This is a genomic window from Paractinoplanes aksuensis, from assembly GCF_024137025.1.
In the GTDB taxonomy this organism is placed as follows: domain Bacteria; phylum Actinomycetota; class Actinomycetes; order Mycobacteriales; family Micromonosporaceae; genus Actinoplanes; species Actinoplanes aksuensis.
In genome coordinates this window covers 167,358-193,257 of record NZ_JAMYJR010000032.1, presented here as the reverse complement: position 1 = coordinate 193,257, position 25,900 = coordinate 167,358, and the positions used below count along the sequence as shown (strand labels likewise).

32 protein-coding genes and 1 tRNA gene are annotated in these 25,900 nt (G+C 68.6%); 24 read left to right on the top strand and 9 right to left on the bottom strand.

What is annotated here, in order from left to right; all coding sequences use genetic code 11:
- Nucleotides 1-34: 34 nt before the first annotated feature.
- Nucleotides 35-625, bottom strand: a complete 591-nt coding sequence (locus M1L60_RS29825) for a helix-turn-helix domain-containing protein (RefSeq protein ID WP_253240861.1) — start codon at nucleotides 623-625, stop codon at nucleotides 35-37.
- Between the two features lie 47 nt (nucleotides 626-672).
- On the opposite strand from M1L60_RS29825, the gene M1L60_RS29820 reads away from it, so the two are divergent.
- Nucleotides 673-1,509 (top strand): NAD(P)/FAD-dependent oxidoreductase, encoded by an 837-nt coding sequence (locus tag M1L60_RS29820; RefSeq protein ID WP_253240860.1) that lies wholly within the window; start codon nucleotides 673-675, stop codon nucleotides 1,507-1,509.
- Here the strand turns inward: M1L60_RS29820 and M1L60_RS29815 are convergent.
- Nucleotides 1,469-2,329: a hypothetical protein gene (locus M1L60_RS29815; RefSeq protein ID WP_253240859.1), complete on the bottom strand. Its 861-nt coding sequence runs from the start codon at nucleotides 2,327-2,329 to the stop codon at nucleotides 1,469-1,471. The genes M1L60_RS29820 and M1L60_RS29815 overlap by 41 nt on opposite strands.
- A gap of 210 nt (nucleotides 2,330-2,539) precedes the next feature.
- On the opposite strand from M1L60_RS29815, the gene M1L60_RS29810 reads away from it, so the two are divergent.
- Nucleotides 2,540-3,178: a maleylpyruvate isomerase family mycothiol-dependent enzyme gene (locus M1L60_RS29810; RefSeq protein WP_253240858.1), complete on the top strand. Its 639-nt coding sequence runs from the start codon at nucleotides 2,540-2,542 to the stop codon at nucleotides 3,176-3,178.
- 55 nt (nucleotides 3,179-3,233) lie between these two features.
- On the top strand, nucleotides 3,234-3,779 hold the full coding sequence (locus tag M1L60_RS29805; protein WP_253240857.1) for a hypothetical protein: 546 nt from the start codon (nucleotides 3,234-3,236) through the stop codon (nucleotides 3,777-3,779).
- Nucleotides 3,780-3,941: 162 nt separating this feature from the next.
- On the opposite strand, the gene M1L60_RS29800 is transcribed toward M1L60_RS29805, so the two are convergent.
- The gene (locus tag M1L60_RS29800) at nucleotides 3,942-4,895 is read right to left on the bottom strand and encodes a zinc metalloprotease (RefSeq protein WP_253240856.1); all 954 of its coding nucleotides are present in this window, start codon (nucleotides 4,893-4,895) and stop codon (nucleotides 3,942-3,944) included.
- 19 nt (nucleotides 4,896-4,914) lie between these two features.
- The gene (locus tag M1L60_RS29795) at nucleotides 4,915-5,223 is read right to left on the bottom strand and encodes a hypothetical protein (protein WP_253240855.1); all 309 of its coding nucleotides are present in this window, start codon (nucleotides 5,221-5,223) and stop codon (nucleotides 4,915-4,917) included.
- 144 nt (nucleotides 5,224-5,367) lie between these two features.
- On the opposite strand from M1L60_RS29795, the gene M1L60_RS29790 reads away from it, so the two are divergent.
- The 7 genes from M1L60_RS29790 to M1L60_RS29760 all read left to right on the top strand — a co-directional run bounded on the left by M1L60_RS29790 (nucleotide 5,368) and on the right by M1L60_RS29760 (nucleotide 11,755).
- On the top strand, nucleotides 5,368-6,018 hold the full coding sequence (locus M1L60_RS29790) for a UCP032817 domain-containing protein (protein ID WP_253240854.1): 651 nt from the start codon (nucleotides 5,368-5,370) through the stop codon (nucleotides 6,016-6,018).
- A gap of 48 nt (nucleotides 6,019-6,066) precedes the next feature.
- Nucleotides 6,067-6,837: a class I SAM-dependent methyltransferase gene (locus M1L60_RS29785; RefSeq protein ID WP_253240853.1), complete on the top strand. Its 771-nt coding sequence runs from the start codon at nucleotides 6,067-6,069 to the stop codon at nucleotides 6,835-6,837.
- 22 nt (nucleotides 6,838-6,859) lie between these two features.
- The gene (locus tag M1L60_RS29780) at nucleotides 6,860-7,423 is read left to right on the top strand and encodes an RNA ligase 1 family protein (RefSeq protein WP_253240852.1); all 564 of its coding nucleotides are present in this window, start codon (nucleotides 6,860-6,862) and stop codon (nucleotides 7,421-7,423) included.
- The gene (locus M1L60_RS29775; RefSeq protein WP_253240851.1) at nucleotides 7,420-7,836 is read left to right on the top strand and encodes a hypothetical protein; all 417 of its coding nucleotides are present in this window, start codon (nucleotides 7,420-7,422) and stop codon (nucleotides 7,834-7,836) included. The genes M1L60_RS29780 and M1L60_RS29775 overlap by 4 nt, the downstream gene beginning before the upstream one ends.
- Nucleotides 7,837-8,265: 429 nt before the next feature.
- Nucleotides 8,266-9,249 carry an HNH endonuclease signature motif containing protein gene (locus tag M1L60_RS29770; protein WP_253240850.1) on the top strand — a complete coding sequence of 328 codons (984 nt, stop codon included), beginning with the start codon at nucleotides 8,266-8,268 and terminating at the stop codon, nucleotides 9,247-9,249.
- Nucleotides 9,250-9,402: 153 nt separating this feature from the next.
- On the top strand, nucleotides 9,403-10,413 hold the full coding sequence (locus M1L60_RS29765) for a DUF6414 family protein (protein ID WP_253240849.1): 1,011 nt from the start codon (nucleotides 9,403-9,405) through the stop codon (nucleotides 10,411-10,413).
- A 73-nt stretch (nucleotides 10,414-10,486) separates the two neighbouring features.
- The gene (locus tag M1L60_RS29760; RefSeq protein WP_253240848.1) at nucleotides 10,487-11,755 is read left to right on the top strand and encodes a HEPN/Toprim-associated domain-containing protein; all 1,269 of its coding nucleotides are present in this window, start codon (nucleotides 10,487-10,489) and stop codon (nucleotides 11,753-11,755) included.
- A 104-nt stretch (nucleotides 11,756-11,859) separates the two neighbouring features.
- Here the strand turns inward: M1L60_RS29760 and M1L60_RS29755 are convergent, their stop codons facing one another.
- The gene (locus M1L60_RS29755) at nucleotides 11,860-12,672 is read right to left on the bottom strand and encodes a protein phosphatase 2C domain-containing protein (protein ID WP_253240847.1); all 813 of its coding nucleotides are present in this window, start codon (nucleotides 12,670-12,672) and stop codon (nucleotides 11,860-11,862) included.
- A gap of 6 nt (nucleotides 12,673-12,678) precedes the next feature.
- A complete protein-coding gene (locus M1L60_RS29750) occupies nucleotides 12,679-13,455 on the bottom strand; it encodes a helix-turn-helix domain-containing protein (protein ID WP_253240846.1) in 777 nt (258 codons plus the stop codon).
- Nucleotides 13,456-13,940: 485 nt separating this feature from the next.
- Here M1L60_RS29750 and M1L60_RS29745 point away from each other — a divergent pair, with 485 nt between their 5' ends.
- From M1L60_RS29745 to M1L60_RS29680, 14 genes are all read left to right on the top strand, one after another.
- Nucleotides 13,941-14,192 (top strand): DUF6284 family protein, encoded by a 252-nt coding sequence (locus M1L60_RS29745; protein WP_253240845.1) that lies wholly within the window; start codon nucleotides 13,941-13,943, stop codon nucleotides 14,190-14,192.
- Nucleotides 14,192-14,560 carry an RRQRL motif-containing zinc-binding protein gene (locus M1L60_RS29740; protein WP_253240844.1) on the top strand — a complete coding sequence of 123 codons (369 nt, stop codon included), beginning with the start codon at nucleotides 14,192-14,194 and terminating at the stop codon, nucleotides 14,558-14,560. Before M1L60_RS29745 ends, M1L60_RS29740 begins: the two co-directional genes overlap by 1 nt.
- Nucleotides 14,560-15,276 carry a DUF2637 domain-containing protein gene (locus M1L60_RS29735; RefSeq protein WP_253240843.1) on the top strand — a complete coding sequence of 239 codons (717 nt, stop codon included), beginning with the start codon at nucleotides 14,560-14,562 and terminating at the stop codon, nucleotides 15,274-15,276. Before M1L60_RS29740 ends, M1L60_RS29735 begins: the two co-directional genes overlap by 1 nt.
- A gap of 117 nt (nucleotides 15,277-15,393) precedes the next feature.
- Nucleotides 15,394-15,558 carry a hypothetical protein gene (locus M1L60_RS29730; RefSeq protein WP_253240842.1) on the top strand — a complete coding sequence of 55 codons (165 nt, stop codon included), beginning with the start codon at nucleotides 15,394-15,396 and terminating at the stop codon, nucleotides 15,556-15,558.
- Nucleotides 15,549-15,992 (top strand): hypothetical protein, encoded by a 444-nt coding sequence (locus M1L60_RS29725; protein ID WP_253240841.1) that lies wholly within the window; start codon nucleotides 15,549-15,551, stop codon nucleotides 15,990-15,992. The genes M1L60_RS29730 and M1L60_RS29725 overlap by 10 nt, the downstream gene beginning before the upstream one ends.
- Nucleotides 15,993-16,021: 29 nt before the next feature.
- Nucleotides 16,022-16,525 carry a hypothetical protein gene (locus M1L60_RS29720; protein WP_253240840.1) on the top strand — a complete coding sequence of 168 codons (504 nt, stop codon included), beginning with the start codon at nucleotides 16,022-16,024 and terminating at the stop codon, nucleotides 16,523-16,525.
- A gap of 88 nt (nucleotides 16,526-16,613) precedes the next feature.
- Nucleotides 16,614-16,976: a hypothetical protein gene (locus tag M1L60_RS29715; protein WP_253240839.1), complete on the top strand. Its 363-nt coding sequence runs from the start codon at nucleotides 16,614-16,616 to the stop codon at nucleotides 16,974-16,976.
- A gap of 20 nt (nucleotides 16,977-16,996) precedes the next feature.
- Nucleotides 16,997-18,973, top strand: coding sequence for a hypothetical protein (locus tag M1L60_RS29710; RefSeq protein ID WP_253240838.1), 1,977 nt, complete (start codon nucleotides 16,997-16,999; stop codon nucleotides 18,971-18,973).
- Nucleotides 18,974-19,197: 224 nt separating this feature from the next.
- Nucleotides 19,198-19,548, top strand: coding sequence for a hypothetical protein (locus M1L60_RS29705; protein WP_253240837.1), 351 nt, complete (start codon nucleotides 19,198-19,200; stop codon nucleotides 19,546-19,548).
- Complete coding sequence (locus tag M1L60_RS29700) at nucleotides 19,545-20,321, top strand: DNA cytosine methyltransferase (RefSeq protein WP_253240836.1); 777 nt, start codon at nucleotides 19,545-19,547, stop codon at nucleotides 20,319-20,321. Before M1L60_RS29705 ends, M1L60_RS29700 begins: the two co-directional genes overlap by 4 nt.
- 152 nt (nucleotides 20,322-20,473) lie before the next feature.
- Nucleotides 20,474-21,607: a bifunctional DNA primase/polymerase gene (locus tag M1L60_RS29695; RefSeq protein ID WP_308208556.1), complete on the top strand. Its 1,134-nt coding sequence runs from the start codon at nucleotides 20,474-20,476 to the stop codon at nucleotides 21,605-21,607.
- Nucleotides 21,604-22,848 carry a DUF3631 domain-containing protein gene (locus M1L60_RS29690; RefSeq protein WP_253240835.1) on the top strand — a complete coding sequence of 415 codons (1,245 nt, stop codon included), beginning with the start codon at nucleotides 21,604-21,606 and terminating at the stop codon, nucleotides 22,846-22,848. The genes M1L60_RS29695 and M1L60_RS29690 overlap by 4 nt, the downstream gene beginning before the upstream one ends.
- A 320-nt stretch (nucleotides 22,849-23,168) precedes the next feature.
- Nucleotides 23,169-23,378 carry a helix-turn-helix domain-containing protein gene (locus tag M1L60_RS29685; protein ID WP_253240834.1) on the top strand — a complete coding sequence of 70 codons (210 nt, stop codon included), beginning with the start codon at nucleotides 23,169-23,171 and terminating at the stop codon, nucleotides 23,376-23,378.
- A 13-nt stretch (nucleotides 23,379-23,391) separates the two neighbouring features.
- Complete coding sequence (locus M1L60_RS29680) at nucleotides 23,392-24,687, top strand: tyrosine-type recombinase/integrase (RefSeq protein ID WP_253240833.1); 1,296 nt, start codon at nucleotides 23,392-23,394, stop codon at nucleotides 24,685-24,687.
- 65 nt (nucleotides 24,688-24,752) lie between these two features.
- On the opposite strand, the gene M1L60_RS29675 is transcribed toward M1L60_RS29680, so the two are convergent.
- The 3 genes from M1L60_RS29675 to M1L60_RS29665 all read right to left on the bottom strand — a co-directional run bounded on the left by M1L60_RS29675 (nucleotide 24,753) and on the right by M1L60_RS29665 (nucleotide 25,815).
- Nucleotides 24,753-24,824 (bottom strand) — tRNA-Val (locus tag M1L60_RS29675).
- 25 nt (nucleotides 24,825-24,849) lie between these two features.
- Nucleotides 24,850-25,320 carry a peroxiredoxin gene (locus tag M1L60_RS29670; RefSeq protein ID WP_253240832.1) on the bottom strand — a complete coding sequence of 157 codons (471 nt, stop codon included), beginning with the start codon at nucleotides 25,318-25,320 and terminating at the stop codon, nucleotides 24,850-24,852.
- Nucleotides 25,321-25,383: 63 nt separating this feature from the next.
- Nucleotides 25,384-25,815: a DUF3052 domain-containing protein gene (locus tag M1L60_RS29665; protein ID WP_253240831.1), complete on the bottom strand. Its 432-nt coding sequence runs from the start codon at nucleotides 25,813-25,815 to the stop codon at nucleotides 25,384-25,386.
- Between the last annotated feature and the right edge of the window lie 85 nt (nucleotides 25,816-25,900).

Below are 25,900 nucleotides of genomic sequence, written 5' to 3'. Positions count from 1 at the left end.
AACTTAGCGCTCCGGAGTGTGACGGTCGAGTCACTCAACCGGATGAATCGCGCTGGGGCCGGGCCCGGACGTGGATGCGGGCGCCCTGACTGTCGAAGATCGACAGGAACTCGACGGCCTGACCCTCGGCGCTGCCGAACCAGTGCGGCACGCGGGTGTCGAACTCGGCCGCCTCGCCCGGCGGCAGCACCAGGTCGTGCGGGCCGAGAACCAGCCGCAGCCGGCCGCTCATCACATAGAGCCACTCGTAGCCCTCGTGGGTCTTCGGGTCGGGTTCCTGCCTCGCCCCGGCCCCGATGACGTGCTTGAACGCCTGCGGGCCGCCCGGGTTGCGGGTCAGCGGCAGGATCGTCTGACCGAACCGCTGGATCGGACGGGCGTACACCCGGGGGTCGCCCGTCGGCGGCGCACCGACCAGCTCGTCGAGGGGCACCCGGTAGGCCCGGGCCAGCGGCAGCAACAGCTCGAGGGTCGCCTTGCGCTGGCCCGACTCGAGCCGCGAGAGCGTGCTGACCGAGATGCCGGTGGTGTCGGCCAGCGCCGTCAGCGTGACACCGGCGTCGCGCCGCAGCGCCCGCAGCCGGGGCCCGACCTCGCGCAGCACGTCCTCGTTTTTTGCCGTCATGGCAAAGAAGTTTCCCGTAATCGGGGAAGTATGGCCACCATGGGTCCATGACTTACGACGTGTTGGTGATCGGGGGCGGACCGGCCGGGCTCAGCGGCGCGGTGGCCCTGGGACGGGCGTTGCGCTCGGTGCTGGTGATCGACTCCGGCCAGGGCCGCAACGCCCCGGCCGAGGGCATCCACAACTTCCTGACCCGCGACGGGATGAGCCCGGCGGAGTTCCGCGCGGCCGGTCGGGCCGAGGTCGAGAAGTACGGCGGGAAGGTGATCGAGGGCGAGGTCGTCTCGGCCGTTCCCGGGTTCGAGGTCACCCTGGCCGACGGCTCGGTCCACCGGGCGCGGCGGCTGCTGGTGACCGCCGGCGCCGTCGACCTGCTGCCGGACGTGCCCGGGCTGGCCGAGGGCTGGGGCACCACCGTGCTGCACTGCCCCTACTGCCACGGCTACGAGGTGCGGGGCAAGGCCATCGGGGTGATCGGGACGCCTGGCGAGGAGCAGACCGAGCACAAGATGCGGCTGTGGGGGCAGTGGACCCCGGACCTGCGTCTGCTGCCGCTGGACGAGATCGCCGCGGTCGAGAAGGACGGCGTGCGTATGACCGACGGCAGCCTCGTGGCCCGGGACTACCTGGTGGTCAGCACCCGGGTCGAGGCCCGCGCCGCGTTCCTGGGCACGCTCGGGCTCGAGGCCGTCGAGCACCCGATGGGCATCGGCACCATCGTGCCCGCGATCGACCCGACCGGCCGCACCGCGGTCGACGGCGTCTGGGTGGCCGGCAACGTGGCCGACCCGATGGCCCAGGTCATCAGCGCGGCCGCGGCCGGCCTGGCCGCGGGCGCGATGATCAACGCTGACCTGTTGCCGCCAGCTCCCGATAAGCCTTGATCACGGCGGCCGTGCGGTCGGCCAGCTCCGGCCCGGTCTCCGTCACCGGGGCCGGGGGCTGGTCGGCCAGGCCGGACAGCACCAGCTCGGCCTGCCGGGCGGTCTCGCCGATCTCGCACTCGCGCCGGAACGCCTCACCGGCCAGCACGGTCCGATCGAGGCTGCGCAGGATGCGGTTGACCTGCCCACCGGCCTCGCGCCAGAGCTGGTCGGCCCGGTCCCGCTGAGCGGCCAGGGCCCGGACGGCCGGGCTGTCGGCGGGGACGTCCTGATCCCGTACGGCGGCGATCTCGGCCCGCAGGCGCCGGAGTTCCTGGCGGCGTACGAGAAGACCGCCCAGCTCGTCCAAGGCGCTGGTCAGAGAGCGGTCGGCCGGGCCGGGATCGATCATGCCGGACAGCGCGGGCCAGGTGCGGCGGATGCGGCGCGAGACGCCGACCGCGCGCCGGAAGACGGCCCGCTCGGGCTCGCTGCGCAGCACGTGGACGCCCTCGCCGGCGGGGATCTCGAACGAGGCCTCCTGCGCGGCCCGGGACTGGTGCTGCCAGAGGACGGCGACAGCGGCCACGGAGGCGGTGAGGGGCAGCCACCACGGCACACCGACCGCGTAGAGAGCGGCCGAGACGAAGATCAGTGTGAAGCTCAGGCGGGAGGCCGCGGCCAGCCGGACGGCCCGGTCAGCGCCGCTGGGGTCGACGGGGACGACCTCGGTCGTGGAACCGGAGCGGTGCCGCACGGCCCGGCCGGTGCGCAGGCTCAGGGCGTACGGGGAAATGACGGTCTTCTCGGCATCCAGGCCGATGTGCAGCTCCGGTGGCACGTGTCCTCCGCCTCCCGAGATTGCTGCGGTCGCAGGGCGGGCCCGATCGCCGGGGGGATGCCGACCGGGGCCCGCCCGCCGGTGGGGCATCCCGCCGGCACCCTCAGCAATCGGTGATCGGGCGGGCCGGTTGAGAATCCGCCCGGGTGCGAACCGGGTGCGCGCCGACCGGGGCCCGGCCGCCGGGCCGATTCGTTGTAGCCTCGCGGCGTGGATGCGATCGATCCGGTACGCGATGCGATCGCCGGCGAGCGGCGCCGGGTGGCCGACCTGATCGACTCGTTGAGCCCGGCCCAGCTCGAGACGCCCAGCCTGTGCGGCGCCTGGACCGTACGGCAGGTCGCCGGTCACCTGGTGGCCGCGATCGAGGCGCCCCGGGGGGCCACGTTCTCGGCACTGCTCCGCAGTGGGTTCCGGGTGCACCGGGCCAACGCCCTGCTCGCCGTCGAGATGGCCCGGCAGCCACCGGCCGACCTGGCCGCGACGTTGCGCCGCAAGGCCTACGACGACTTCCGGCCGCCCATCGTGGGCTTCCCGGGCCAGCTCACCGACCTGCAGGTGCACGGGCAGGACATGCGCCGGCCGCTCGGGCTGCCGCACGGGCTCGTCCCCGACCGCCTGCGACTGTCACTCGACTTCCTGACCGGCGGGCGGGCCACCGGCTTCACGCCACGCCGGCGACCCGCCGGGTTGCGCTTCGAGGCGACCGACCTGGACTGGGCGTACGGGACGGGTGCGCTGGTCAGCGGGCCGGCCGAGGCGTTGATGATGGCGCTCACGGGGCGGGCCCCGGTGCTCGGCGAGCTCGACGGCCCGGGCGTCCGCGTGCTGGCCGGCCGGATCACCTGAGGCGCCCGTCCGCCGCCGCCGGAAACTGTCGGAGGGTCGCCCTATGGTCACCGCCATGAATGACACCGCCCTCCAGTCATCCCCCATCACCCTCGACCGTCGTCTCGTGCTCGGCGAGATCGACTATCAGGTCACCGCCTTCCCCACCGACGACCACCGCATCGACCTCTGCATCGTCAGCAGCGACGGCGACGGGCACGTGGTCAGCGAGATCAGCGGCGGCATCGCGCCGGCCGACCTGCCCGCGCTCACCGAGGTGCTCACCTCGACCCTGGCCGGCCTGATCGCGATGACCCAGCCGCCGCCCTCGCCGTCCCCTTCCGGCCCGCCGCCCGACCGGCGTGACCGTCACCCCAACCAGGGCGCCCGCTGGACCGACGCCGACGACGAACGCCTCGTCGCGCGCTACCGGGCGGGCGCCCGCCCGCGCGACCTGATGGCCGAGTTCGGCCGCAGCAACGGCGGCATCCGGGCCCGGCTCGAGATCCTCGGCGAGCTGCCGCCCGGCGGCCGCTGGCGGCCCGCCGGCGGGTCCGCCGCCGGTGATCCGCCCGCTGCTCCCGGCGCCACCACCCCGGCCGCCGGCGAGCCCACGGGCTGACCGTCGGTGGGGCCGGGCGCAGCGTCCGCGCCCGGCCCCACCGGTGCCACCACCTCCGGGTCGGCCGTGGGCCTTCGGCCGTCCCCCGCTGGTGACGCGCCGGCGCGGTGTCCGGTCACGAGCGGGCGTGTGCCCGCGACCGGCCGCCGCTCCGGCGCCGTCCTATTCGCCGCCGGCCGGCTCACTTCCGGCCGGCACCACCAGATTCCGGCGCGGTCCGGCCAGGCACGCTTCGACACGAAGGATCTGCCCGTGGGTGAACATGAACATCGCCGCATCGTCGGTGTAGTCCATGTAGTTCATGAACATGTCCCCGTCCGGCCCGTTGTTGCAGGTGATCGACGGGAAGGCGGGCGTGCCGAAGTTCTGCCCGGCCTGGTTCGGGGTGTCCGCGACGAAGTCGGTGCCGCTGCAGCCCGTGCCGTCGTCGCCGCCGATGTGGAAGAGGTTGAGCCAGTGCCCGATCTCGTGGGTGGTGGTGCGGCCCAGGTTGAAGGGCGCGGTGGCGGTGCCGGTCGTGCCGAATCCGGTGTGGGTGATCACCACGCCGTCGGTGGCCGGCGGCCCGCCCGGGAACTGGGCATAGCCCAGCAGCCCGCCGCCGAGCTGGCAGACCCAGACGTTGAGGTAGCGGTCGGCCGGCCACGCGTCGGCGCCGCCCCGGGCGGTGAACTTCACCGCGTCGTTGTCCGAGAACGAGCGCGCGTCGGTGTGCCGCCGGGTGACGCCCGTGGTCGGGTTGCCCTGCGGGTCGGTGCTCGCCCGCCGGAACTCGAGGCGCGCGTCGGCGACCAGGCCCTGCCACACCGCCGGCACCCCCTTGAGGTCGGCGTTCACGGCCCGGAAGTCCTCGTTGAGCACGGCGATCTGGGTGTCGATCTGTTCCTCCGACACGTTCTGCTCGTCCGTGTTGTGCACGACGTGGACGACGACCGGGATCGTCACGACCTCGGCCCGGCTCGGCTGCTCCTCACCGGTCGCGAAGGCGAAGGCCAGGTTCTCGATGGCGGCCCGGTTGAGCCGGTAGTTCAGGCTTTCGTTGAGCAGGCGGCGGTGCACGTCCTCACTGCCGCAGCGTCGCCGCGCCGGGGTCTCGACGATGTCGGCGTTGTCCATCGGGCCTCATCTCCTCGCGCTATTTGCGGATCCTCAGCACCTGCTCGTCGTGGGCGACGATGTGCAGCACGCGGGTCCTCGCCCCGGCCCGCACGCGCACGGCGTCCCCCTCGCCCGGCTCCCAGCTGCCCCGGCTCGCGTCGGCCCGGTCGGCCGGTCCGGCGGCGTACTCCAGATAGCCGCCGCCCGGCCGGAACTCGAGGCTGGGCCGCGGCGCCCGGCGGGGCGGAAAAGGGAAATCGGCGGGCCGATAGACCGCCTGATCGTCGGTGTCCTCCTCGAAGGAGCGGTACCACCGCCGGTACAGGTCCGGCGAGATCTCTGGCATGCTCCGCAACCCTTCGACCGGTGCTTCGGTGGTGGTCAGGGTGACAGCATCGCCGCTGGTGGGCCCGCCTACGTCCGTGATCCGACACCGTTTGGCGACGAACGACCGATGACCCTTGCCGAGGGCGGCGCGCACCGTTGAGCGATGACCTGGAACCCGCGCACCGCACACCGCGTTGCCGCGATCGACGCCTACCGCTTCCCGGCGGCCGTGCGCCAGCGCTTCGCGTCGGAACACAATGGTCTGTCCCGGTCCGATCTCGACCAGGTCGAGTCGGCCACCCGCCAGTGGTTCCGGCTGGCCGCCCGCCACCCGCGCGCCAAGCTGACCATGCCGTCGCTGGTCGCCGCCGCCCTGTGGGCCGAGCTGTCCCGCCAGACCACCGAATACACGGCCTTCTGCGCCCAAGCATTCGGCCGGGTGTTCACCACTCCGCCGACCGCCGACAGTCCGTCGCCCGGCGGCACCTCCCAGCGGTGGCCGGGCGGGTCGCCGGCCGCGCTGGCCGACACCTTCCGGCTCGCCCGGCAGGACGAGGGATGCGAGCCGACCACGCTGCCATTGCTGTTCCGCGTCGACCAGCAGCTGCCTGTGCCCGGCGGCTATCGCTACCTGGCCGACTGCGGCGGCCGAGGCATCTGCCACGACCTGCCCGGCGCCGTCTGCCTGCAACACCTGAAGGGCCCCGGCCGGGGTATCCGCGGTCGCTCCCCGTTCGGCCCACCACCGCCCGGCTACTCCGGCCCCGGTGGGGGCGGCGGCTCGTGCGGGGGCGGCGGATGCGGATCCTCATAGCGACTAATGCGCTTGCGACGGCCACGAGCGACGACCAGGATCCGCGAGGTGGCCGACTCCGTGATCAAGCTCTTCGACCGTGTCGCCGACACCTACGACGACGTGTTGCCGTTCTTCGCGAACTTCGGCCTGCTCACCGCCGAGCGACTACCCGAGCCCGCCCCGGGCCGCCGCTTGCTCGACATCGGATCGGGCCGGGGCGCGATCGCCATCCCCGCGCGGAGGCGGGGCTACGAAGTCACCGCGGCCGACGCGGCCCCGGCCATGGTCGCGCGGCTGCAGCAGGAGCAACCTGCCCTGGACGTGCGCCTGATGGACGCCGCCCGGCTCGATCTGCCCGACGACTCGTTCGACGTGGTCACGGCCGGCCTGGTCATGCACATCGTGGACGACCCGGCGGCGGTCACGCGCGAGGTGCACCGCGTGCTGCGGCCGGGCGGCCTGTTCGTGTTCACGACACCGGGCCAGGTGCCCGAGGGGTTCGAGTTCGCCGACGGCGCCAACGCCCTGTTCGGAGAGTTCGCGCAGTATCTGCCGCCGCGGGGCAGCATGGGCGCACCGTTCGACGAGATCGAGACCCTGACCGCGGCCGGTTTCGACCACGTCAGCGAGACCGACCTGCGTCTGGAACTACCCATGGCCGACGCCGAGACCCTCTGGCGCTGGTTCCAGACTCACGGCACCCGCAAATACTTCGACGACCTGCCCGCGGAACGCCGCGCCGAGTTCCACCGGCGCCTGCTCGCCGACCTGGCCGGCCGGGGGCCGCTGGTCCTGCGCCGCTACGCCTGGCTCCACGAGGCCCGGAAAAGCAATTGATCGTGATGCGACGATCAAGCGCATGAACAAGATTCCGACGCTGTTCCTGCGCGACCCCGACAACCGGAAGCGCCTGCTGCCCGAGGTGCACCCCGGCTGTGGATGGGTGCTGGCCGGCGAAGGAGTCGCCACCCGGAAGTACGACGGCACCTGCGTCCTGCTCGACGAGGACGGCGTGTGGTGGGCCCGGCGCGAGGTCCGCCCCGCTCGCACCCGCCCGCCCGGCTACCGCCCGGTGATGACCGACGAGATCACCGGCAAGACGGTGGGCTGGGAGCCGATCGCCCAGTCGTCCTACGCGAACTGTCACACGGAGGCCCTGGGCTCGGCCCGACGGCCGTTCGCGCCCGGCACCTACGAGCTGATCGGCGTCAAAATCAACGGCAACCCCGAATCCGTACGGGGCCACACCCTGATCGCCCACGCCGAAGCCGACCGCTTCGACGTCCCCACCGAGTTCACGGCCCTGCGCGTCTGGCTGCTGGCCCACCCCCAGTACGAGGGCATCGTCTGGCACCACCCCGACGGCCGCCGGGCCAAGCTGAAGCACCGCGATTTTGCCCAGTCCCCGATACTCACGGTGTGAACCTTCGCGCCCAACCCGGTTTCGCCCGCACCCTCGTGGCCGGCTTCATCGGCAGCTCCCTCCTCACCGACGGAGCAGCCGATGTGGCCGACGGCAACCACTTCGGCTGGCTGTGGCTCGCGTTCGGCGCCTTCGCCCTCTGGCTGCTGACACAACACCTGCGCGAACAGGCCGTCCGCGGCCTCAACCGCCCCGACACCACCTGGACCCGCACCGACACGGCCAACGTCAGCATCCTGGCCGTCCTGATCACCCTGATGATCGTCGGCACCTTCGCCGACCCCGAAGGCCCAGCCGCCGAGGCCGCCACCTACACCGTCGCCGCCACCTACCTGGCCCTGCTCACCGACTTCACCATCCAACGCCGCCAAACAGTGAAGACCGCCCCCACAAACGCCAACCAGGCAGCCTGAACAAGGGCACCGAAGCACGACCGGCGGGGTGAGAAAGACGCGTTGCGCAACCACCGCAACGCGGGGCTTCCGGGGGCTCGGCCCCCGGAGCAGGAATGACGAGGCGGCCGGTCCGCGCTTTCCGCGGACACACTGCGCCCCGCCTCGTGGGCGCGGTAGGTTTCGAACCTACGACCCCTCGCTTGTAAGGTTCGTGGGACAGCGTCCGGGGATGTCCCATGCAGTACGTGACCTGTATAAGTCGCATCCTACGACCATCCCTGGAGGTTGCCGGACGCTGGTGAACGAGACCAAGAAAGAGACCGCTGCTGCGTGGTCGGGGCCGCGACTGCGGGATGGTTGCTGGCTCGACGGACGCACGACCGGTGTGCCAGGCAGGACCTTGACGGGCGCCCACCTGCACGCATCGGACGCCTTAACCTACCGACCATGACAGAACAGGATCCGAGGCCGACGGCTTGGCTCGCGCTTGTCGCCGGCGAGAACCGCGAGCACGGCGGTAACGACGGCTACGACGACGAGCCAGCGAGGCACTACAGCTGGGACAGCTCCGTTCCCAACCACTCGAAGATCCGCCAAGGCGACGCCATCGTCCTGTGGGAGGAACGCGGGTTGCTCGGAGCGTCCATCATCGAACGAATCGAGACCGACAACGACGAGAAGTGGGTGCACCGATGTGTTGCTTGCAGCAGCGCACACATTAAGAGTCGCCGGCAGCTCACGCCTCGCTACAAGTGCTACTCCTGTAAAAGCACCTTCGACGTGCCAAGCAGTAGCGTCAAGCCAGTCATGACGTACAGGTCGAAGCACGACGTGGGATGGGTAGATCTGGCAGGGAGCCTGACAGCACACGAGCTCCGCCAACTGGCCTACCAACCACAGTCACAGAACAGTTTTCGGGCATTGCGCTGGGACGCCTTTCGGGAAGCCGTGAACACCTCTGGGCTCGGCGCCCCTCTGCGCCTCCTGGACGCCGCTGCGGAGCAGACTGCCGGCGGACACCGTCGCGTCACGGTCCGCGTGCGGCTGGGACAGGCAGGCTTTCGTCGACAGCTTCTCGACGAGTTCGGATCAGTATGTGTTTTCAGCGGCCCGACACCGGTGGAAGCTCTGGAAGCGGCACACCTGTACAGCTACGCCGCAGAGGGTAAGCATCACAGCGGCGGCGGCTTTCTCATGCGGCGCGACCTGCACCGTCTCTTCGATCTTGGGCTCCTCGCCGTTGACCCGGCCACTACGACAATCGACGCGGCGCCCGAGCTGCGAACTTTCCCCGACTACGCAGGTCTTCATGGCCGCCGAATCGCGATCACCCCCGCCAAACGGCATCTGTCCTGGTTGAGGCTGCATTGGGACGAGCACCGCACGGCCGTACCTACGAGGCTGAGTACTGCCGATCCCTCTGCGGCGTAGTGCCCCGACTGACTCGCTCGACCAGCGAGGCACTAGAACAGTTTGCCGTCCCTGCCTTCCGCGATCTCGGCCAGACTAATAAGTTCTCCTGTAGCGACGAATGCCATCGCACCCGAAGGTGAGAATCCTTCGGGTACTGCAGGAGGGGGCTTAATGCTTCGCGAGCTTATCTACGTCGACACCGATAAGGTGCGTTCACTGCTGTCACAGATGGATGGCGGTGTAGCCGAGGACATCAGGGTCACCGAAAAGAAGCAGGGCCGCATGTCCGGGGGAATGCGCAATGTGGCGAGCCGCGAGCATGTATGGGGAAGTGAAGAAAGCGCGCAACGATCACTTGCTGACGCAGTCTTCCCCACGCTCGAAGAAGCGCTCACGGTGGAGGGATATTTGGCCGACATTTCTCACGAGCTAGCAACCGGTGAGCCGGATACATTCGAGCAACTTATGGAGAACCATCCTCCAGGTTCCGTAGTTCGCATCAGCGCGCCAGCTCGGCTATTCGACGCCAGATACGTTGCGAAGGCATTCGCCGGCTTCGCAACGGCATTCCAAGGCGTACTTCAGCTGGATAATGACGGGCCAGCGCAGTCCCGCGCAAGAAATCAGAAGCCCGGACCTTCGAAAAGCAAGAAAGGCGAAACTAGCCGGTTGATTACCGACCCCCTTCCAGAGGCACTAGAGGAACTCATCGAGGACTACAACGCAAGTGGAGCGATCGAAAGCATACCCCCGGAGCAAATCCGAGGATTCATCAAGATTGCTCGCGGTGTTTTCCATCCCGGGTTGCATATCACGATGGCAACAGCCGGGATGGGCGGAGTAAGCGTTACGGCGCGACTGCAGGAAGGCCGACGATTCCTCGACAGCGAACCTGAGATTCTGTTCGCACGCTACGGGCTTCATGAGCAGGACTGGACGATGGTTGGGACGATCGGGTCATACGCACCTCCCCCTGGCTACCAATACGAACTTACCGACATCACTCGTGAAGATGGCAATGTCAGTCGAAGAAAAATCGTGCAAAGCGTGAACGACCTCCTATCGCTGCTAGGATCCATCGGCTTCGCCGATCAGCCCGAGTACCCCGGTCTTTCAATCGTTCCACTTGCGGTATACCGACCAATTTTGTCCATCAATCGCGACGAACTAGTGCCCGCGTAGCCGTCGCCGCCCACTGCGCCACCCCAGAGGTCGCAGTTTCCGCGGAGCGTCACCCCCTAGGGACAACTTTGCCATGAGTGAATACCAGAGCCTTTTCCTCAAAAACTACGAAGTATTCTCCTACCGAGAAGTCTTCCGAGACGAAACACTGCACCTCTTCACTAGCGAAGAGGTGCAGAGGCTCTATGGCCCGGAGGCTGCCCCTTTCGCGTGGGGAACCTTCGGGGTCGGGGGCGAGGCGGCTATTCAGGACATTGGCGATGAGCTAAAGGTAACTTTACTTCAATCTACCAGCAGGACCCTTCGTCAAAGGCTCGATATCCTTGGATACAGTCTGCAAAAGCTAGAGGATCTTTACCTTGCGGCACGTGACCTAGAAGTAACTCGCATGGATTCCTTCGCGGCGTCCTACCCGGATCTCGGACCGTACGACTTTAATTTCTGGAAGGGTAATCTCCGAGATCTCTCATTCGATTCATGGCTCGCGCAGGTCACGCAACATGTCGAACGCAAGATGGCTGTCGAAACACCGTCGCTAGGAGACGTTGGACCACTCGAGCTCCTTGATGACCAAGATGCGAGGTGGCTGATCAGGGCTATCGTCGAGGTCGCGTTGCCAGCCGACATGCTGTCGCTCGACGTTACCAGGATTGACTACGACTCTTTGCTCGATAACGGGTTTTTAATGGACACCGACGGAGCAAACTACGAGGCAGTTTTCAATCCTGGACCGCCAATCGTCATAACAGAGGGCAGGTACGACGCCAAGGTCCTTCGTGAAGCGATAGAAATCCTCATGCCCCATCTCGAACACTACATCCGTTTCCTTGACTTCGACTTCGGCAACGAGGGGGGCGCCTCTGCGGCCGTAAAAACTCTAAAGAGTTTTGCGGCCGCCGGGATCTCAAACCGAATCGTGGCACTATTCGATAACGACAGTGCCGCTTATGAGGCCGTATTGGCACTCGAAACGTCTAAGCTTCCAGCACACTACAGCGTTGTTCACTATCCATACCTTGACAGCGCCACCGAATACCCAACCCTTGGACCCCAAGGGGAATCTACCATGGACGTAAATGGGTTAGCCTGCTCTATCGAGCTCTATCTGGGTGATGACGTCCTTCGGAGACAAGACGGCGAGCTAATACCGGTTCAATGGAAGGGGTTCATGGGAAAAGTAAAAAAGTATCAAGGAGAAGTGATGGATAAGTCAGCGATACAGCGCGCCTTCGATGACAAAGTCAAACGCGCCCGCCAAGACCCTGGCTGCGTAGGACAACAGGACTGGCAAGGTCTGCGATCGGTTTTGGAGCGCCTGATCACCGCACTGGCCCTTACCTAGGCAACCGTCGGCCGAGCAGATCCTGGGGGTCGCGACGCTAATGATCTGCCCTGAGCGATAAAACCGAGCCCAGCCCGGCGCAAGTCTTAACCTGGCCGGCCGTCCTATTCCACATCCAAGGCGAGGATAAGGGTCGCATCATCACTGCGTTTATTGCGCGGCCACCGGACACCGAGCGGGTCACCGGCCTCTGCCTCTCGGACCCTCCGCAGCACGGCTTCTGGGCTGTCCGTCTCTGCTAGATCGAGCAGTCCGGCCCACGACATCTCACCGAAGGGGTTCACGATCCGCGCGGCACCGTCGGTAAGCACAGCAAACCGTCGTAACTCACCGGTGCTGATAAGCCCATTCAGCGCATGCTCCGCAGCAGTCGGATCAGCCGCCGCGATCCAATAGCCATCGGCACGATTCCGCATCGCCAACTCAGCGTGCTTCATTTGCACCATAGCGGCATTCTTTTCGACCGAGCCGATAGCGAACGTATCGGCATTCCGGCGCTCAGATGCGGCAGTCTGACTAACTCGCTCGTCAGATACGGCGACTATGCCATTACTCCCGTCAAGGACAATCGACACGTCGCCCAGAACGAGATACTCTAGAAATTCCCCCGCGAGACGGACCATTGCGACGGCTGCGGAAGGCGTACCTTTATGCGTCAGGTCGCAAGACGGATGAAGACCTGCGACGCGCGCAATTCCGCCAGCGAGAATCTCCGGCAAGGAAGCACTAAGATCAAGCGCACCCTCAGAAAGCGCGGCACCAAGGTGGGCCGCGTACCAAGAGATACCGTGCTGACACCCGGTATCGGTTCGAGCCGTAGCCCCGTCGAGAACTACGAGGGACCGGGCGGAGGCGGAGTACCAATCCTCGTTCTCGCCGTTCGCGTCTGAGGCCAGCGAGGCCGCCGTCGTGCGCATGAATCCTCAGCCTTCGTGCTTGAAGAGTGGAGTTACCCGCTCAGTCGAGAGAATCTTTCGCCGATCCTTAGCGTCATACCGGCAGAGGATAACCGTTGAGAAGCGGCGCGACTTCAACTCTCGATGCAATTCAGCGAGGTTGTCCGCGACATAGCGCGCCGTTCCCAGAGTTCCCTGAGCATGGGTTCCCGCGATATAGAGGAATGATCCCTTGCCGTCCGGACGCGGCAAGCGCCCTAGGTACCCGTAGTCGGCGCATTCGCCGCTGTCTCGCGGGGACCGATATTCCTTGCCCGTGTCAGGTTCCTGGATGTACCACCCCTGCTCATCCTCTACGTACCTGAGGTGAGGATCCGCTTCCATTACTTGGCTTAGGAATGGGAGCAAGCGAGGGTTGGTCAGGACAATTAGATTCGGTCGGTTGAGGTGAACATGGCCGGGCGGGGGAACAACCTCATAACCCGCGTCAAGTCCAACCGAGCGGGCAAGTTCGGCGAGAATCTCATAGGCGGCGAACGCTTCCGCAGACAGCACCGCGCCGGGGTCGTTCCGGCCCACCTCGAATTTTCCACCGATGGCAAGCGTGACCTTGCCAGAACCGAGAAAAGCTTTTTCCGGACGGGTGCCGGCTGAGAGCAGCTGCGAAACCCGCGAACGGGACACGTCGAGCATCTCGGCGAGCTGCGACTGCGTCATCTTCGTCGGCTCGCCCATGAGCTCCTCCAGGGCAGTCCGGCGCACACGCGACAGGTCACCGATCGCCGCTTGGTACTCGTCGATCACCTTGTGCGCCGTGAGCGCCCGCTTGCGTGCGTCAGTCAGAGCTTCGACGGCGGCTACATCCCTCACGACAGGCCTTTCCTTGGCACGTTAAGGGGCCTAATCCTAGCCCAGCCCAGTTCACAGGGGCTATCCGTGCTCGGGTAGCGCAAGGGGACTGGACCGTATGTGTTGAGGGGGGTTGACATGCTCTCCGGCTTTGTGATGTTCTCTGTTCATCCCGCTTGACGGAGTAATCAAGGGGGGTAAACACAGCGAGCCTCGCGGCTCTGGCGCGTCTGCTTCTCGGGCAGGAAGGCCAGAGGGTGCTCGTTCTTTGAGAACTCAACAGAGCCGAGTGGGTCGCACCTCCCCGGGTCGGAACCCCGAAAAGGTCGCCGCGCATGGGCGCTGGTCACCCATGCAATCACTTCTACTTTTCCGCTGGTCAGCGCGGCATCAGCCGCTGTGTTGGCGCCGCGCTGACCCTCCACTTGGAGGAACTTCCCGTGAGGGATTACGACTTTGACACCGAGCCGACCGCCGCCGACTTGGCCGCGATCGAGTCCGAGCAACCACTGATCGACGCCGAGCTGACCTGGCTTGACGCTGAGATCACCCTGCTGGCCGCGATCGAGCGCGGCCGGGTAAACGAGATGGACACCCGCCGCGTACGGCGTGCCGAGCACGCGGTGATCCGCGAGACGTTCGCGCACGTGGCCCGGCTGACCCGCTCACCCCGCCCGCGGCTCGCAGCCTGATGGGCCGGATCCGGGCCGCGTTCCACGACCCGGACGGCGACCGGTACGGCATCCCCACCTTCTGGTGGAAGGGCGCGCCGGACGGCTACGCCACCCGCCGTCAACTACGTAAACGCGGTCTATGCCCCGGCGGCCAACCGATCGCCGCTCAAGTCTTGTGGGCCGGCGTCGGCGGTACCCGAGCCGCCTACCTCTACGACCTCGATCTCGCGCGGCCGAAGCGGACCGCAACCCCGGCCGTGCTGGCAGCGCTCGCCAAGGCGATGCGCGCCCGCCGGACCTGCCCCACCTGCCGCCGCGTGCGGCCCTACGTCATCCCGCGCTCGCTTGGCGAGTGCCTTTCCTGCGCACCCTCGGAGGTTGCCTGATGTCCGCACTTCCCCAGCTCAAACGCATCCGATGGGCCGTCCGCGGCGCCCTCGCGCTTGGCGTGGTCGTCTCCACGATCGCCAATGTGCTGCACGCCGTGGACAACCCGATCTCGCAGACCATCGCGGCGTGGCCGCCGATCGCGCTGCTGCTGACGGTGGAACTCATCTCCCGCATTCCGGTGCACTCGCGCTGGCTGGCCGTCGTGCGGGTGACCGCCACCGCGGGCATCGCGGGCATCGCCGCGTGGGTGTCGTACTGGCACATGGTCGGTGTGGCCGCGCACTACGGCGAGACCGGCGCCTCGCCGTACCTGCTCCCGCTTAGTGTCGATGGCCTGATCGTGGTCGCCTCGATCTGCCTGGTCGAACTCGGTGACCGCATCCGAGCCGCCGACCCGGCGCCGGCCATCCAGCTGGCTGCGAGCCCGGTCACCCCGCCCGCCGCGGCGGCGCCCGTCACCGAGGCACCGGCCGAGCCCGCTGCGGCGCCGGCGAAGCGGCCGGCGCCCAAGCGCGTCGCGCCGCGGCCGACGTCCGCGGACAAGGTGGCCAAGGTGGCCGCGCGGATGCCCGCCGCAACCGCGGCCGAAGTCGCCGCGAAGGCTGGCGTCAGCGAGCGCACCGCGCGGCGCTACCTGCCCGCTCGCGCCGCCATCGCGCCGCCAGCATCAGACCCGCAGGCTGCGGAAACACCCGCTTTGGTAGCGGCGTGACCCCGCCTGATGCACCGCAACCAGCACCGCCCGGCGGCACGGCTCACAACCGCCAAGTCACGCGCCGTGCCGCCGGTCTCCCCGTCCGCTGCAAGAACCTCAGAGGAGGAGGCCAGTATGGCCGCTCGCCCGCAACCCCCGCCCACACCGCCCCCGGTCCAGATCACGTTCTCGGCCTGCGGGCACACCGCGACCTTCGAGGCGGGCGCCAAGACCACGGCGCCCGCGCGCTGCCCGCGCGGCTGTGACCCGGTGGCGCCGCAGCACAACCGGTGGCGCTGACCGACATGGCGCTGACCATCGCGCAGATCGACGACACCGACCCGGCGCGGATCGCCGCGCTGGCTCTGGCGAACCTCGGCGGCACCCACGAGCAGGTGGCTGCCGCGCTCGCCGTGTCCGGGTACACCGACCGGCCGGGAGCCGGTGCCGGGGATGTGATCGCCCGGTACCTGACGGCCTGCGATCCGCTGCTGCTCTCGGTCACGGTGACCGACTTTCAGGCCCGGCTCGATCGGGCCGACGAGACGAGCGTGGTGGACCTGCCCGGCCCGGTGCTCGGGTTCGCCTCCCGCTTCGACATGGGCCGCTACCGGCATCGGGTCAACCGAGCGGCGCTGCCCACACCCCTCGCAGATCCAGGCGCGTCCGGCAACGACGCCGGAACGGCCGCCTGCCCGTCGACCGCCTACCCCCGATCGGAGAGCACTGTCTGATGAGGACATTGACACCTGAGCAATGGCGCGTGCTGGGTCGCCTGATCTACCTGTGCGGCGAGCGGGTACGGCTGACCGACATGCTCAAAACCCAAGACGTCACACCGGAAACGGTGTGCGAGCTTGTCGAGCGCGGCCTGATCGTCGCCAAGCTCAACAGCGAGGAAATCGACCTCACCCCGGGCCTGATCAAGACCCACCGCCGCCGGCTCATCCTGCGGCTGTCCAAGGCCGGCGAGAGCTACTACTGGGAGAACCCGCACCGGGTACTGCGCTCGCTCAGCAACGCTCGGATCGGGCTTCACCTGTCTTACCTGCTCGGCATGGTCCTGTTCGAGGATCTGGCCGAGCTGCACCGCGAGGGCATGATCGAAGCCTTTACCGAAGACGGCGACGAGATCGAACTCGGTAACGCCCGGCAGCCGTTCTCCGGCAGCCTGCGGCTGCTGCTGCCCGGCGGAGCCGAAGCCTGGGTCAGTGCCGTGGTCGTCCGGATCACCCGGGCGGGCCAGCTCTACGCCGAACGCAACTGATCACCCGCGGGGACGCGTCGCGCGCAGCTGCGGCCGGCGCGTCCCCGCGCTCACCTCTCCCTTTGCCTGCTCTGCCTAAGGACGCGTGATGGCGAACCGCTTGATGCCCGATGTGGAAATCCGAGACGACGAAGACCTGCTCCAACTGCTGGAAGGCATCCGGCAGCTTGGTATCGCTGGTCACGACGAGATCGACGAGTTGGCCGGCATGGTCCGGATGAAGATCGAACGCTACGGCCGGCGTAACGGCCTGTCGCGGATGCGGGCCAAGTTCTGGGGCCGGCAGGTCGCCCGACCGCTGGTCAAGTCCGCCGACGAGATGCTCGCGGTCGCCGCGTATGCGCGGGTGTGCCGCAACCGGTTCGAGGCGTTCCTGATCGCCCTCGATGACGAACAGCCCGGCGCGTCGGACTTCACGGTCCGCGGCCGGACCGATCGGCGGGCCGCCTGATGGGCCGCCAGAGCGGAGGCGTGCGCGGGGGTGATCTGGCCCGCGGCGCCTCGTACGAAGTGAAGGGCAACCCGCTGCCCTACCTCGTGCCGCCGGCCGCCGGCCTGGCGAACCTGATCCTGGCCGGTGTCCTCTCGCGGATGTGGGGCGCCTACGCCGACCCCACCGTCTGGCAGGTCGCCTGGCGGGCCGGGCTGATCCTGGCCTGCTCGGCCGTGATCGTCTGGGCCACCTGGGGTGTCGGCCGCGCCCGCAAAATCGAGCTACGGGCCGCATCCCTACTGATGTCGATCTGCTCCTGTGGTGGGTTGTTCGTGCTGACCTTCCGCGGCTTCTCGTTCGACTCCGTGGTCGTGTATCTGCTGGTCATGGTCACCACCTCGGTCCTGCTCGCGGTGACCAAGCTGCTGCGCGGGCACGGCGACGACGCCCGAGCGAACCTGTTCGGCGAACTCGGCGAGCGGGTGCGGGAGCTGCAGGACGTCGGCGCGACCGGCAAGCCCAAGGAGATCGAGGGCCGGATCGTCACCCACGCCGAGATGCTGCCCGGCGGCGACTTCGGTTCCCTCGCGAAGCCAGAGGTTCGCACCGCCATCGCCTCCGCCCTCGATGTGCCGGTGGGCGGGGTGCGGATGATCCGCGACCGCAACACCCCCCGCACCGGGCGCATGGAGGTCTCGCCGGTGGACATGCTCGAGAACCCACCCGCGTGGCCCGGCCTGTCCGCGCCGGGCGGCTCGATCGGGGAGCCGATCCGGTTCGGGGTGTACCAGACCGGGGCGCCGATCCCGCTGATCCTGCCCGGTAACAGCAAGGCCGGGCGCAACGCGATCGGGGTGCTGATCCTGCTCGGGCAGGCCGGCTCGGGTAAGACCGAGCTGCAGCTGACCCTGGCCGCGGAAGCGCGGTCGCGCATCGATGCCGAGGTGACCTACATCGACGGCCGCAAGGGCTTGCAGTTGCCGGCCGAGTTCCGCGACGCCATGCACACGTTCATCCACAACGCCGACGAGGGCGAGCGCTACCTGGACGGCCTGATTCCCGAGGTCGCCAAGCGGGCCGGGCAGATCGGTGGCCACGGCCACGAGCAGTGGACCGCCGGGTGCGGCAAGTGCCCGCCGTTCCGCGTGGTGATCGTGGATGAGGCGTCGAAGTTCATCGAGGCTGAGGACACCCTCGTGGAGCTGGCCGAGTCCATCCGGTCAGTGGGGATGTTCCTGCTGCTCGGTATCCAGCGGGCGACCGGTGACCGGCTGCCCACCTCGGTTCGGACCACAGTCGGCGGAGTGATCTGCATGGGCGTCAAGGACGTGGCCGAGGGCGGTCGAGTCCTGTCCGAGGAAACGATCGAGGCCGGAGCCGACCCGGGCTGGAAGAACCGCAAGCCCGGCGCGCTGTACGCCGAGCTGCCTGGCACCGACCCCGACGACTGGTCCCTGCCCGGCCGAACCTTCCGGCCCGACCGGGATGCCGTGATCGGCGAACTGCTCGATGTGCTCGCCGCCCGCGGCGAACACCCGGCCAGCCGCCCTGCGGCGCCCGCGACGGTTCCGGCCGCGGGGGGCACCTCGCAGCGGGCCGACGACTCCGACGATCCTGACCGCGACAACGACCCCGAGTTGGTGCCGCCGCCGATCGATCCGGACTGCCCGCCCGACGAGGACCCGCACGAGCCGATCACCGTTCCGGCCCGGCGACGGATCCCCCTCGATCTCGGGCCGGAAGACGGCCGGCAGTACACCCCGACCGAGATCCGCGAGATGTTCATCGAGGCGATCATGCACGCGCGCAGCAAAGGCGTGCGCACGGTGCGGCCGAGCAACTTCGCCCCGATCGTCGGCCGCGTCGGTGAGGAAGGGCTCAAGCCGCCCACGATCTCGAAGATCCTCAAAGAGTTCTGCGGCGGACCCGAGCCGCTGTTGCGGCGCTCCGACGACAAGGGCGTGTACGAGATCATCCAGCCCGAGCCGGTGCCCGCCTACGCGGGCGCTGCCTGATGACCGCGCTGCCGCGCGGGGCGCACTGACGCGTCCCGCGCGGCCCACGCGACCTGCTCGCGCTATACGCAGCGTCACACCCGCGGGTGCGTCTTCACGCACTTCACGCACTTCACGCACCCGCTTGAAAGCGCATCTACGCGCGCGCCTGCGCGCGCCCGCGCGCGCAATCCTCGTGAAATCCGTGAAATCCGTGAAGTTCTACGCACAGTAAGGAATCCCTTATGTCCTGGTTCCGTGACGTTCGGCGCGGCGCCGCCTACGAACTCGGCCGCCGACTGTGGCGCTGGTTCGCCGCCCTCGAGATCATCGGCTGGTTCGTCCGTCGGGTCCTGCCGATCCTTCTGATCATGGCCTCTCTTGGCCTGGCCGTGTGGCTCGCCGTGCGCACCGCGGCGTGGTGGATGCCGCGCATCCTCGCCCTGGCCGCCATCGCCGGCAGCCTGACCGTCCTGACCCGGCTGGCCTACCGTTACCGCTGGGAGATCCGCGCCGGGCTGCCGCGACCCGCGGTCGCCACCGTCGTGGTCGCTCTGGCCGGCGTGCTCGGCACGGCCGTGTGGTGGCTGCGGTGAGCGCCGACCGAAGGCCCGAGGCCCTCGATCTGTACTGCTGCGCGGGCGGCGCCACCCGCGGGTTGCAGCGGGCCGGATTCCGGGTGACCGGGGTCGACCACAACGACCGGCCGAACTACTGCGGCGACGATTTCGTACAGGCTGATGCGATCCGCTACCTGCGGGAGATCATCCGTTCCGGGGAGATCCACCGGTTCGCGTTGATCGGGTCGTCGCCGCCCTGCCAGGCAGGTTGCACCCTGACCCAGGGCACCAACCGTGCCCGGGGGTGGGGCGGCCGTCACCCGCAGTTCGTGCCGCCGACCCGGGAACTGCTGCTCACCGCGGGGGTGCCGTTCTACATCGAGCAACCCAGCAACCACGGCGGCCTGATCTGTACCGATCTGACGCTGTGCACCGACATGTTCGAGGTCGGCCCTCCGCCGTGGGTGCAACGACACCGCGACTTCGAGATCCACGGCTTCACCGTCGCCCAACCCCAGCACCCGGCCGGTCCGATCCGCGGGCACCGCGGCTACGTACGCGGTTACCGCGGGAAGTCCGGCGGCCGGCCGGGGTTCTTCCGCGACGGCCCGTACGTTGCCCCGTACGGCAACGGCGGCGGGAAGGCCACCCTCGCGGAGATGCAACACGCCCTCGGGATCGACTGGACCGACGTCCGCGAGGAACTGACCGAGGCCATCCCGCCCGTCTACACCGAGCACATCGGCCGGGCATTCCTGAGCACCGCGACCGGTCGCAGCACGGCGTCTGTCGAGCTACGGGCGGCATGATGAGCGGCTCCGCCGCGCCCACCTCTCGATGCGCGGCCGGGTGCGGGGTACCGCTGCATCCCGCGGCGGCGGCCGGCGGCCACGACCGGCACCCCGGCTGCGAACTCCGGCCGGTCACGTCGGTGAACCGGTGGCAGTGCTGGCGCTGCCTGATGACCGGAACCGCCCTGGACGCCGCTCACGGCATCGCCGCGGTACGTATCCACGACCTGTTCGCCTGCCCCATGACCGCCGGCAGCGACGCCGAGCTACGGCGACGGCTGGCCCGGCGGGCGCCACTCGCCCGGCTCTACCCGGCCGAGGTCCCCGCGCTGACCGCGCGCCGGGCGCCCTCCGGCCGCCTGCAAGCCATAGCGGACGGCGTTCCGCCGCCTCACCCGTTGAAAGGATCTGTGCGCATGCCTGAGACCGGCCCGCTGTTGGCTGCCGCGCTCGCGCTGGCCGCCGAGGGCCTGCCCGTGTTCCTGCTCGGCCGCACGAAACGACCCGTGGCCAACTGCCCGGCCTGCCCGAAAGCCGATGCCGACCCGAGCCATGACCCCGAGACGTGCACGTGCCTGTCTTGTCACGGGTTCTACGCCGCGACCACCGACCCCGACCGGCTCAGAGCCATGCACGCCGCGGTACCGGGCGGCCTGCTCGCCATCCGCACCGGCCGCCCGGCTCGGATCGTCGTGGTGGACATCGACCCCCGCAACGGCGGCCGACCGCTGCCCGAGCTGATGCCACCCACCCGGTGCGCACGCACGGGATCCGGGGGCTGGCACCTGTACTACCGCCACCCCGGCGGAGCCCTGGCCGCCAAGCTGCACGGGCACCCGGGCATCGATCTGAAAGCTGACGGCGGGTACGTCGTCGCGCCCCCCTCGATCCACCCGGGCACCCGGCAGCCCTACCGGTGGGTGGGGGACCGGCCAGTGGTTGAGATGCCCCCGCCGCTGCTCGCCGCCTGCCGCCCGACCGCGACGGCCGCGACGGCCGCGACCCCAGCACCCGGCCCGACCCCGACAACCAGCGGGCGGGGCATCTCATCACCGGCCGCCCTGCTCGCCGCCCACCTCGAAGCCGTGGCACGCGCCCCGGAGGGCCGTCGCCGCAACACGTTGTACGGCGCCGCCCGCGGGGTGGCCCGGATGGTCGCCGCGGGCGCGCTGACCGCCACTGACGCCCATGCCGCGCTCTACACCGCCGGCCGGGCCGCCGGGCAGAACGACCGTGACGTCAACGCCGCCATCACCGGCGGATTCCGCGCCGAATCCGTTGCCACAGAAGGGATCGCCGCATGACTGACCCTGCCGACCGCGCCAACGAAGGCGCGGCCATCCTTGACCGCCTGCACGCCATCATCACCCGATACGTGATCCTGCCCTCGCCCGAGGCCATCGACGCGGTGGTGCTGTGGATCGCCGCCAGCCACGCTCAGCCGGCATGGGCGCACGCGGCCCGGCTGGTCATCCGGGCGCCCGAGAAGCGGTGCGGAAAGTCCCGCCTGCTCGATGTGGTCGAAGGCACCTGCTACAACCCGCTGATCACCGTGAACGCCTCCACCGCCGCGGTGTACCGCTCGATCGGGGAGGGCGAGCCACCCACGATCCTGCTCGATGAGGCAGACACGATTTTCGGGGCGAAAGCGGGTGAGACCAACGAGGATCTGCGCGGTCTGCTCAACGCCGGTCATCAGCGCAACCGGCCCACGATCCGGTGGAACAACGCCACCAACAAGGTCGAGAAGATCGCCACGTTCGCCATGGCCGCCCTGGCGGGGATCGGACAGATGCCCGACACCATCGAAGACCGTGCCGTGGTGGTCAAGATGCGCCGGCGTACCGCGACCGAGAAGGTGTCGCCGTACCGGCAGCGCCGCGACGGTCCGGCCTTGCGCAAGCTCGCCGCCGACCTCACCACTTGGCTCCGCGCGAACCTCGTGGAACTGGAGAAGGCCGAGCCGGTGATGCCGCTGGAAGACCGGGCCGCCGACACCTGGGAGCCGCTGATCGCCGTGGCCGATCTCGCCGGCGGCGACTGGCCCGACCGCGGCCGGCGAGCCGCGCAAGTCCTCACGGCCGCCCGGGAGGGCGACACGGAGTTCTCCGACCGGCTCCGGCTGCTGATCGACTGCCGGACGGCGTTCGGCCCGTTCGACGCGATCCCGACCGCCGCCTTGATGGAACGGCTCAAGGCCGACCCGGAAGCGCCGTGGGCCGAGTACGGCGGCGCCGGCCTGAGCGGGGCCAAGCTCGGCGCGCTGCTGCGCGAGTACGACATCCGGCCCGAGACGATCCGGTTCGCGCCGCCGACCGGGCAGGCCAAGGGCTACCGGCGCGCTGACTTCCGCGACGCCTGGCAGCGCTACGCCCCGGAAACCGTCGATCACATGCCCGAGGGGGAGCCGTACCAGCCGTACCAGCCGTACCCGCCCAGCTCAGAGGCGGTACGGCTTGACAACGTGGTACGGCTCAAGCCGTACCAAGCCGCCCTCGACGAGATGCCCCCGCCGCCCGACGAAGATGCCACTGGTACGGCTTGAGCCGTACCACCTCAAGATCCGTACCGCCCCTGACCTGCACTGGTACGGCTGGTACGGCTGGTACGGCTTACCCCCTCAAAACCGAGCCGCCCCCGCCCCGGCAGCCAGAAACTCGGCCCGCCCAGAGCCACGCTGCCGCATCCGCGCATCCAGCCACCCTCACCCGCCCCGGATCTTGGCTTCACGGCGCCCTCAGCGGGCCGAGGAGAACGCCGTCACACCGCGCGGCCACCTGCCCTCAACCGCTCCGCCGACCGGCCGGAACGTGCCTTACAACGCGCCTCAACACCCCTGCCGCACTGACCACGGGGAGACACGACATGGCAACCGACCCCACCCCCCTCGTCCTGACGATCGAGCAAGCCGCCCAACGGCTCGGCATCGGCCGAACCCTCATGTACGCGCTGGTGACCAGCGGCGAAATCGAGTCCGTCACCATCGGCCGGCTCCGCCGCATCCCGTGCGACTGCCTGACCGCCTACGTCAACCGGCTCCGCGCGCAGAACGTCCAACTGCCGCCCGCGGCCTGAAAGGAAATCACAGATGGGACGCAAGCCCAACGGCGCATCGAGCATCTACCTCGGCGCCGATGGGGCGTGGCACGGTCGGGTCACCGTCGGCATCAAGCCCGACGGCCGGCCCGACCGGCGGCACGTCCGCGGCAAGACCGAGGGGGTCGTCACCCGCAAGGTCCGCGACCTGGAACGGCAGCGCGACAACGGCACTGTCCGCAAGGTCGGTCAGAGGTGGACCGTCGCCACCTGGCTGACGCACTGGGTGGAGAACATCGCCGCGCCGTCCGTCCGGGAGACCACGATGGTCGGGTACCGCGCCGCCGTCTACAAGCACCTGATCCCGGGGGTCGGCGCCCACCGGCTGGAGAAACTTGAGCCGGAGCACCTGGAGACGCTCTACACGGCCATGATCCGGCGCGGCAGCGCACCGGGGACCGCTCACCAGACACATCGCACCATGAAGACCGCTCTCAACGTCGCCGTGCGGCGGGGGCATCTCACTCGCAACGTCGCTCGACTGGCGAAGCCGCCTCGCCTGGACGAGCAGGAGATCGAGCCGTTCACCGTCGCCGAGGCGCAACGCCTGCTCGCCGTCGCCGCCGAGAAACGAAATGGGGTTCGATTCGCCCTGGCCCTGGCCCTCGGCCTGCGCAAGGGCGAGGCACTCGGGCTCAAATGGCGGCGCATCGACCTCGAAGCCGGACGCCTACGGACTCCGCGGCAGCTGCAACGTCACCGTTGGCAGCACGGTTGCGACAACCCGAACGAGTGCGGAGCGCGACTCCACAAGACCGCGCCGTGCCCGCCGAACTGCACCCGGCACCAATTGGCCTGCCCTCCCCCGTGCCCGAAGGACTGCCGGCGGCACGCCAGCAAATGCCCAAAACGGCACGGCGGAGGACTCAAAGAGGTCGACGTGAAATCGCGGGCCGGCCGCCGGGCCGTCGGCATTCCAGCCCCATTGGTCGAAGCCCTGAGGCTCCACAAAGCCGCTCAGGACATCGAGCGCCAAAGGGCCGCGCAGCTGTGGGAGGAAGGTGATTGGGTCTTCGCCCAGCCCAATGGGCGGCCAATCGATCCCCGCGCTGACCACGACGCCTGGAAAGCGCTCCTGCAAGAGGCCGGAGTCCGGGACGCGCGGTTGCACGACGCTCGCCACACGGCAGCGACCATTTTGCTCGTGCTCGGGGTGCCGACTCGGGCGGTCATGGAGGTGATGGGCTGGTCCCAAATGGCCATGACGACGCGATACCAGCACCTCGCGCCGGAGCTGGTCAACGGGATCGCTGAGCAGGTCGCCGGCCTGCTCTGGAAGCCCAATTGAGACCGAAACTGAGACCGGGGCGGACGGCCGATCGAGTTCTGTCCGCTCCGGCCCTGGTCAATGGGTGGGCGCGGTAGGTTTCGAACCTACGACCCCTCGCTTGTAAGGCGAGTGCTCTCCCACTGAGCTACGCGCCCGGCATGGCCGGAGTGGTCATCGTACCTAAGGTCGGGCCGGCAGGCCGGACAGGGCCTCGCGCCAGGCGTTCTGGTCTCGGGACTCGCCGGGGCCCAGCATCTCGGCGAAGCGGATCACGCCGCCCGAGTCGATGAGGAAGGTGCCCCGGTTGGCCATGCCGCCGTCGGTGTGGAAGACGTCGTAAGCCTGGGCCACGCCGCCGTGCGGCCAGAAGTCGGCCAGCAGCGGGAAGTCGAAGCCCTCCTGCAGGGCCCACACCTTGTGGGCGTAGACCGAGTCGACGCTCACGGCCAGCACCTGCACCCGGTCGTTCTGGTAGACGGCCAGGTTGTCCCGGATCTCGGCCAGCTCGCCCTGGCAGGTGCCGGTGAACGTGAAGGGATAGAACACCAGCAGCACTGCCTTGCGACCGTGGAAGTCAGCCAGGCGTACGGGCTGATTGTTCTGGTCTTTCAGGGTGAAATCGGGCGCGACAGCGCCGACCGGCAGTGGCATGGGCACAACCCTAACCGGGTCGGCGCCCCAGGGACGCCGACCGGTAGGACTCAGGGCAGTGAGCTACTTCTTCTTGTTCCCCTTGGGGGTGACCAACCGGGCGCCGGTCCAGTCCTTGCCCGCGTTGACCGTCGAGGTCTGCTGCAAGCCGGCCGTGGGGGCCGATTCGCTGATCTCGCTCGGTTCGACGTGGTTGTCCCGCCCGGCCTTGGGGGTCAGCAGCCACACCACGCCGTTGTCGGCGAGGGGGCCCAGGGCGTCGGTGAGAATTTCGAAAAGGTCACCGTCACCGTCGCGGTACCACAACAGCACCGCGTCGACGACCTCGTCGGTGTCTTCGTCGACCAACTCGCCGACACGTTCGGTCAGGGCGTCACGGAGGTCTTCGTCGACATCGTCGTCGTAGCCCATCTCCATGACCACCATGTTCGGCTCGAAGCCGAACCGGTCCGCCAGGCTACGTACGCCGTCGGCCTGACCAGCGGTCGCGCTCACTGTCTAAGTCCTCCTAGCTGTCAATTTCCGTGAACTGGGGTTAGTCCACACACTCCCGGGCCCCAGCGCAAGTGGCGCACCGGGT